This is a genomic window from Actinoplanes sp. NPDC004185, assembly GCF_053603475.1.
This window is the reverse complement of record NZ_JBSGFR010000100.1, coordinates 1-8500: the sequence shown is the minus strand read 5'-3', so window position 1 is coordinate 8500 and position 8500 is coordinate 1. Positions and strand designations below refer to the sequence as shown.

Here is an 8500-nt window from a genome sequence, read left to right as displayed (position 1 = left end):
CCACCAGATACGACAAGCTGGCCGTGCGCTACGAAGCCACCCTCACCGTCGCCGCCATCAACCAATGGCTCAAAGCTTTATGAAACGCGGCCTAGCTGCTGGTAGGGGCAAAACGTCGCGAGTCGGCGGTCGTGGTCCGCACGCAGGACCGGGGCCGCCGTTCTCGTGGTCTGGTCCGCTGCCCATGATCTGGCTCGGGCGCCCATGATCTGGCTCGCGTGCGCGTGGTCTGGCTCAGGTGCGCGTGATCTGGCTTAGAGGTCAGTTCAGAATGAGCTGAGTAGGCGTCGTAGGCAGATTACGGAACAGGCAACGCTGATCATGGCTTGGTGGATGTCGGCTCGGCGTCGTAGCGAGTGCGGAGCCGACGAAAGTTGTGCAGCCACGAAAAGGTCCGCTCGACGACCCAGCGCAGCTTGCCCAGACCCGAGCCGTGGCCGCTGCCACGGCGGGCGATCTGCGGCGTGATGCGCCGTTGCCGCAACAGCCGGCGGTACTTGTCATGGTCATAGCCGCGATCGGCGAACACCCTGCGAGGCCGTCGTTTCGGCCGGCCCCGCAGACCGCGAATCGGCGGGACCGCGTCGATCAGCGGCAGCAGCCGGGTGACGTCGTTGCGGTTGCCACCGGTCAGAATCACCGCCAGGGGCAGACCACCGGCGTCGGTGATCAGGTGATGCTTGCTGCCCAGCCGACCCCGGTCGACCGGGCTGGGACCGGTGAGATCCCCCCTTTGAGCGCCCGCAGATGCGAGGAGTCCACGACCGCGTGAGCCAGGTCCAGCAGCCCGGCCGCACGCAACTCCGCGAGCACAGCTTCGTGCAGCTGCTGCCAGACGCCCGCCTCGTACCACTCCTTCAACCGGCGCCAACACGTCGCACCTGAAGCCCCGAACATGGCGGCGGGCAAGTCGTTCCAGCGCATGCCCGTACTGATGACGAACACGATCCCTTCCAGCGCGGCCCGGTTGTCGACCCGGCGACGGCCCGGGAAGCGATACCGGCGCGCAGGCACCGGGATCAACGGTTCCAACCGCAGCCACAACTCGTCACTGACCACACGATCGACCACGACCAGCAGCCTCAGCCGATCCTCGCAGACCTCGCCGCACAATCCGTCCGCTCATTCTGAACTGACCTCTAAGTGCCCCTGGTGTGGCTCAGGTGCGCTTGATCTAGCTGAGGTGCGCTTGATCTAGCCAGGTGAACCTGGGCAGGCTCAGGTGCTGTGAAGGTGATGACGGCCAGCCGATTGTTCGCACCGCTCGCCGAGACGGCGAAGCCGAAGGTGGTGGAGGTCGCCGGCGGCTGAGGCCCTGGCGCACGGGGTGTTGGTGACCGTCACCGTCACCCCTACCTGGAATCCGCCGGACCAGGGCTCGACACCGGATCGGTCGCCTTGGGTATAACCGCACATGGACGCCGACGTTGGCGCGGATGTCGGCGCGGGCGCAGGCCGGGCGTCGACGCAGGCGACGCGCGGATTCCAAGGCAGGCGACGTGGACCCCGACGTAGGCGCGGGCTTAGCCGGACGTTGACGCAGGCGACACGGATCCCGACGTTGGCGCGGATGCCGACGCAGTCGCGGGTGGGGCGTCGACCCCGACACGGACCCAGCGCAGACACGGACCCAACGCAGGCGCGGGCCCGACGCAGACACGCACCCAACGCAGGCGCGGGCCCGACGCAGGCGCGGGCCCGACGCAGGCGCGGATGTCGACGTAGGCGCGTGCGCCGACACGGGCGCGAGCGTGGAGCCGACGCCGACGCGGGCCGCGATGCCTGTGGTGTCGCCTCGGCCATGCGGCTCCGGCAGGTCCCGGTCAGCGCGCACGGTGAGAGCTGGATGCCGTCGGAACCGAGGCGGGTAGGGCTGGCATGGTGCCACCACGCCCGACCGCCCCGGCGGAGAGCAGGCGCCTCCTCAACCCCTCCGGCAGGGGCGATCCTTCCGATGGGATCCAGAGGTCAGGCCGCGGATGCGCCCCCCATTCAACTCCCGGCGCAGGTGACGGAGGCGCCGCTGCCGCTTCCGGTTCCCTGGAAGCCGAAACTGGCGCTCTGGCCGGCCCCCAGCCGCCCGTTGTAGCTCTGGTTCGTCATCGTGACCGTGCCGCTGGTGCCACTCACCACCGCGTTCCAGGCGGAGCTGACGGACGCTCCGGCCGGCAGGCCGAGAGTGACGCGCCAGCCGTTGAGCGCGGTGCTCCCCGCGGTGACGGTCACCGCGGCGACGAATCCACCGTTCCACTGGTTCTGCACCGAATACACCGCGGAGCACGCACTGTCGCCCGGAGGCGGAGCAGACGGAGTAGATGGAGTGGGCGAGGTGGACGTCGGCGGGGGCGTCGTCGGCGGGGTGCCGCCGCCGAGCGTCAGGTTCTTCTGCTGCACGGTCCACGAGCCCCGGCACAGACCACAGTCCGCCCCGACGAAATTGGCGCCCGCGGTGACGTCTCCTTTCAGGCGCCATTTGAGATACAGCACCGCGACGCGGCCGAATTCGCCGCCGTTGGGCTGGTCGTAGGTGCCGCCGTGGCCGACGTTCAGGTTGCCCATGAAGGCCGGCAGCCCGGCCGGCAGCTTGCCCCAGTCGTCCATCGCGTTCGGGTACGCGATGTCGCTCGGCCCGCCGATGAAGTATGCGATCGGCCTGGTCAGCCCGCGCACCTGGTAGTCGTCCGCGTCGTTGAGCAACCCGCTGCTGAAGATCATGGTGGTGGTGATGCGCGGGTCGGCGGAGACCGCGTACGCCTCCAGGCCTCCGCAGGAGAAGCCCGCGACGGCGACCTTGCCGGTGTCGAGTCGGCCGTAGTACTTGCTGCCCGCCCGGCTGTTCTCCGCGACGGCCCAGTCGATGGACTGGGTGAGCATCCGGGACGTGGTGGAGCCGGATCCGTTGGGCGCGCCGTTGGCGATGGCCAGGAAGCCGTGGGAGGCGATCTCGCGCAGGAAGTTGACCTGGGCGGTGCCGCTGGCCGCGCAGCCGCCGTTGCCCCACACGAGGACGGGCAGCGGTTCGGCCGGCAGCGTCTGGGGCCGGTAGATGGTGTGGTCCGGCAGGCCGGCCGAGGTCTCGTAGTCGGCCGGATAGGGGCCGGAGCCGCCCACAGCCGCGTCGGCCGGGCTCGCCCCGAGCGCGACGACGGCGGCGGCGAACGAGACGACGACGGCCGCCAGGCCTGTGCTGATCTTCGATCCTCTTCGCACTTCACCCTCCAGGGCGCCGCAATGGGATGCACCCGGCGGGCCATTGACTGGGGGCAATGTTGCCAGACCATTTCGCCCCGTTCAACGCGGAAGTTGGGGTGGTGAAAAGCGTTATGTCGCGGCATTCGACAGAGTCGGTGGGAGCGCTCCCATGAAAACTCTTGAATGTCTGGAAACATTCTGGCAATGTCCGGAACAGGCGTAACTGCTGTCGCCGCACGCCGTGACCTCAGCCCGGCCCGGCAGCGAGGGGGCGTGTGACGCCGACGCTCCCTGCTGCCGGGCCACCCCCACCGAGCAGGGAGTACACATGAGACACAGCTTCGCCTCCGGGCGTCGTGACCGCTGGCGCCGGATCGCCCGGAGCATCGCCGTAGCGGTGGTGGCGGCAACCGGATTCGCCGCGCTGGGTTTCGGGGGTCCGGCCGCCGCCGCCCCCGCCGCCGCCGGCCCCGCAGCGCTGAGCGCCGCGGCCGTCTCCGAGGTCGCCACCGGCTACGGCCACACCTGTGCGGTCCGCACCGACGGCTCCCTGTGGTGCTGGGGCAGCAACTACCTCGGTGAGCTGGGCGACGGCACCACCACGGCCCGGACCACCCCGGTACGCATCGGCACCGCCACCACCTGGGCCAGCCTCGACGCCGGCACCAGCTACACCTGTGGGATCCGCACCGACGGCACCCTGTGGTGCTGGGGCAACAACTTCCGCGGCCAGCTCGGCGACGGCACCACCACGATGCGCACCGCTCCGGTGCAGGTCGGCACGGCCACCACCTGGGCCAGTGTCAGCGCCGGCGACAGCCACACCTGCGCCACCCGGACCGACGGCAGCCTGTGGTGCTGGGGCTTCAACCGGTTCGCCCAGCTCGGCATGAGCTCGGACACGTACATCGCGACCGCTCCGGTGCGGGTCGGCACGGCCACCACCTGGGCCAGTGTCGCAACCGGATACGCGCACACCTGCGCCGTCCGCACCGAGGGCACCCTGTGGTGCTGGGGCAACAACACCGACGGACAGCTGGGCGTCGGCGGCCTGAGCTACCGGGACGCTCCGGCCCAGGTCGGCACCGCGACCACGTGGACCGGCGTGACCGCCGGCTACGCCTACAGCTGTGCGGTCCGCGCCGAGGGCACCCTGTGGTGCTGGGGCGAGAACGGGTACGGCCAGCTCGGCGTCAGCGGAACCCACCAGACCACCCCGGTCCAGGTCGGCACCGCGACCAGCTGGAGCACGGTACGGGCGGGCTTCGACACGGCCTGCGCGGTCCGGACCGACAGCTCCCTGTGGTGCTGGGGCAACAACTCGACGGGCCAGCTCGCCGACGGCACCACGACCCACAGGTTCGCCCCCACCCGGATCGGCACGGCCACCACGTGGGCGAACGACTACGCGCCCGGCTACCACATCTGTGGCTTCCGGACCGGCGACAGCCTGTGGTGCTGGGGCAACAACGCCAACGGGCAGCTCGGCGACAGCACGACCACCCAGCGCCCGGCTCCCGGTCAGGTGACCCTTCCCGCCTGATTTCCCTGACGAGCTGACCACATGTAAAGGATGGTGCTCGTGAACGACCAATCCGTTCCACCTCCGGGTCGCCGGCGCGGCCGGCTGAGGATGCTTCTCGGAGGCGCCACCGTTGCCGTACTGGCGGCAGCCTCGATCACCGTGGCCGGCGTCGCCCATGCCGAAGCCGACCGGACCATCACCTCGAACCTGACCGGCACCCACAACGGCTACTTCTTCTCGTACTGGAAGGACAGCGGCAACGTCACGATGACGCTGGGGGCCGGTGGCAACTACAGCGTCCGGATGAGCGGCATCAACAACTGGGTCGGCGGCAAGGGCTGGAAGCCCGGCTCGAGCCACACGGTGAACTACTCGGGCACGTTCAACCCGAACGGCAACGGCTACCTGGCGCTCTACGGCTGGACCACCAACCCGCTCATCGAGTACTACGTCGTCGAGGACTTCGGCACGTACAACCCGAGCTCGGGCACCCAGCGGCTGGGTTCGGTCACCACCGACGGCAGCACGTACGACATCTACCGCACGCAGCGGGTCAACCAGCCGTCCATCATCGGCAACGCGACGTTCTACCAGTACTGGAGCGTCCGCCAGCAGCACCGCAGCAGCGGCACCATCACGACGGCCAACCACTTCAACGCCTGGGCCCGGCTCGGCCTGAACCTCGGCACGCACGACTACCAGATCATGGCCACCGAGGGCTACCAGAGCAACGGCAGCTCCACCATCACCGTCAGCGAGGGGTCCACCCAGCCGACGACCCCGCCTCCGACGACGACCCCGCCGACCAGCCCGCCCCCGACCACCCCACCGCCGGCCACCACCCCGCCGCCGTCCCAGGGGGGTGCCTGCCGGGTCACCAACACCGTCAGCGCCTGGAACAGCGGGCTGACGGACAACATCACCATCACCAACACCGGTACGGAGCCCACCAACGGCTGGCGGCTGAACTTCACCCTCGCCTCCGGCCAGACCATCACCAGCGGCTGGAGCGCCACCTACGCGCCCACCAGCGGTCAGGTGGTGGCCACCAACGTCGGTTACAACGCCACCATCGCGCCGGGTGGCTCGACGAGTATCGGCTTCCAGGCCAACCACAACGGCAACGCCGCCGCGCCCAGCGGTTTCAGTTTGAACGGCGCCGCCTGCAGCTGATTGTCCGTAACCGCCTGGCCGGAGCAGCGAATTGCTGCTCCGGCCAGGCGTCGTCATTTCTTCCAACGATTCGGCGTCCATTGTCGGTCGCCATTTGTGCAAATGGACAGGCGCACCTCGGCAGAACGGCCTCGGAAAAGTGTTACGGCGGACCGGGGCATGAGGTACATCTGACGTCTGAACGGCGTTGACCGTCCGGCGGTTCGGCCCCGCGAGGCTCAGTGCAAGACTCCTACCAGGCAAAACGCCGTTGCGGACAACTTTGCGGGGCGCCGCTCTTGAGTGCGGTGAAACACTCTGGCAACATTGCCATTCTTGAATGTCTGATGTCTGGATCCCCTTTGAGTTCGGTCACCAGGCATCCGTCTTCAACAAGATGTGAACGTTCACTATTTTGGGATCCCCCGGCAAGGAGCGGCGAAATGTACGCACGCGGCACACCCCCGAAAAGGCTCTGGCGGCGCGGATACATGGCCATTACCGCAGTGCTGGCTCTGCTGGCCGGTATCGCTGTCACGGTCGTCGCCGCGCCGGCGGCCTCGGCCGCCGCCGTGGACCTGAACGCCTGGTACGTCCTGGTCAACCGCAACAGCGGGAAAGCGCTGGACGTCTACAACCTGGCCACCACCGACGGTGCCCGGATCACCCAGTGGTCGCGCAACGACGGCGCTCAGCAGCAGTGGCAGTTCGTCGACTCCGGCGGTGGCTTCTACCGCCTCCGGTCCAAGCTGTCCGGCAAGGTCCTGGACGTCTCCGGGGCGTCCACCGCGGACGGCGGCGCCGTCGTGCAGTGGACCGACAACAACGCCGCCAACCAGCAGTTCAGCATGCAGGACATCGACAGCTACATCCAGCTGATCAACCGCAACAGCGGCAAGGCCCTGGAGGTGCAGGGCGCGTCGACCGCGGACGGCGGCAACATCGTGCAGTACGCCGACTGGAACGGCACCAACCAGCAGTGGCAGCTGGTCCAGGTCGGCTCCGGCACACCCACGACGGGCCCGACCACGCCCCCGCCGACCGGGACCTTCACGAACCCGGTGGTGTGGCAGGACTTCGCCGACGGCGACATCATCCGGGTCGGCGACGCCTACTACTACTCGGCGTCGACCATGCACTACTCACCCGGCGCGCCCATCCTGCGCTCGTACGACCTGGTGAACTGGGAGTACGCCGGGCACTCGGTGCCGCGGCTGGACTTCGACTCCAACGCCTACGACCTCAACGGCGGCCGCGCCTACGTCAAGGGCATCTGGGCTTCGGCGTTCAACTACCGGTCCAGCAACAGCACCTACTACTGGCTGGGCTGCACCGAGTTCAACCGCACCTACGTCTACACCTCGGTGTCGGTGGGCAGCGGCTGGAGCAAGAAGGCCCGGATCAACAAGTGCTACTACGACGCCGGCCTGCTGTTCGACAACGACACCCCGTACGTGGCCTACGGCAACGGCACGATCAGCGTCGCCCAGCTCAACTCGGACCTGACCGCGGAGGTGCGGTCCCAGACGGTGTACCAGACGCCGTCGAGCATCGGCACCCTCGAGGGCTCGCGCATGTACAAGCGCGGGAACTACTACTACATCTGGCTGACCCGTCCGGCCAACGGTCAGTACGTGCTGCGCTCGACCAGCCCCTGGGGTCCGTACGAGCAGCGCCAGGTCCTGCTCAACCTGCCCGGACCGATCTCCGGCGGCGGGGTCCCGCACCAGGGCGGCCTGGTGCAGACGCAGAACGGTGACTGGTGGTACATGGCCTTCACCGACGCCTACCCCGGCGGCCGGATGCCGACCCTCGCGCCGATCACCTGGAGCGGCGACGGCTGGCCGGTGCTGCAGACCGTCAACGGCCGCTGGGGCGCCAGCTACCCGAAGCCGAACATCAGCACGACCAAGACCGTGCAGTCGATGATCGGCCCGGACACCTTCACCGGTTCGGCCCTGGGTCAGCGCTGGGAGTGGAACCACAACCCCGACACCGCGAAGTTCAGCGTGGGCAACGGGTTGCGGCTGTCGACGGCCACCGTCACCAACGACCTCTACAACGCCCGCAACACGCTGACGCACCGCATCCAGGGTCCCACCTCCACGGCCACGATCCAGCTGGACTACTCGGCCATGGCCAACGGCGACCGGTCCGGCCTGGCCATGCTGCGCGACCAGTCGGCGTGGATCGGCATCCGCAAGGACAACGGCGTCACCCGGGTCTCGATGACCAACGGGCTGAGCATGTCGACCAGTGGCTGGACCACCACGGGGACCGGCGCCGAGGCCGCCGGCGCGACGGTGTCCGGCGGCACGATCTGGCTGCGGGCCACGGCCAACATCCAACCCGGATCCGGGCGTACGGCCACCTTCTCGTACAGCACCAACGGCAGCACGTTCACCAACCTCGGCCCGGCGTTCACCTTGAACAACGACTGGCAGTTCTTCATGGGCTACCGCTTCGGCATCTTCAACTACGCCACGCAGGCCCTCGGCGGCACGGTCACCGTCAACCGGTTCGACCTGACCGCTCCGTAACCCCGATCCGTCGGGCGGCCCCGCGCCGCCGCCCCGGCCCCCCCCCCCCCCACCCCCCACCCCCAAAAAAAACCCCAGAAGAGAAAAAGAG

Annotated in this window: 4 protein-coding genes and 1 pseudogene; 3 read left to right on the top strand and 2 right to left on the bottom strand. The window is 68.6% G+C overall.

The features are described 5' to 3' along the window. Positions 1 to 266: 266 nt before the first annotated feature. Both ACWEOZ_RS43735 and ACWEOZ_RS43730 read right to left on the bottom strand, forming a co-directional pair. A pseudogene (locus ACWEOZ_RS43735) lies at positions 267 to 1071 on the bottom strand (IS5 family transposase). 921 nt (positions 1072 to 1992) lie between these two features. After that, on the bottom strand, positions 1993 to 3210 hold the full coding sequence (locus ACWEOZ_RS43730; RefSeq protein ID WP_451916576.1) for a cellulose binding domain-containing protein: 1218 nt from the start codon (positions 3208 to 3210) through the stop codon (positions 1993 to 1995). 310 nt (positions 3211 to 3520) lie between these two features. Here ACWEOZ_RS43730 and ACWEOZ_RS43725 point away from each other — a divergent pair, with 310 nt between their 5' ends. The 3 genes from ACWEOZ_RS43725 (at position 3521) to ACWEOZ_RS43715 (ending at position 8409) form a co-directional block, all read left to right on the top strand. Continuing rightward, positions 3521 to 4735 (top strand): RCC1 domain-containing protein, encoded by a 1215-nt coding sequence (locus tag ACWEOZ_RS43725; RefSeq protein ID WP_451916575.1) that lies wholly within the window; start codon positions 3521 to 3523, stop codon positions 4733 to 4735. 30 nt (positions 4736 to 4765) lie between these two features. After that, positions 4766 to 5890 (top strand): glycoside hydrolase family 11 protein, encoded by a 1125-nt coding sequence (locus ACWEOZ_RS43720; RefSeq protein ID WP_451916574.1) that lies wholly within the window; start codon positions 4766 to 4768, stop codon positions 5888 to 5890. Between the two features lie 470 nt (positions 5891 to 6360). Beyond that, positions 6361 to 8409: a family 43 glycosylhydrolase gene (locus tag ACWEOZ_RS43715; RefSeq protein ID WP_451916573.1), complete on the top strand. Its 2049-nt coding sequence runs from the start codon at positions 6361 to 6363 to the stop codon at positions 8407 to 8409. Positions 8410 to 8500 lie beyond the last annotated feature (91 nt).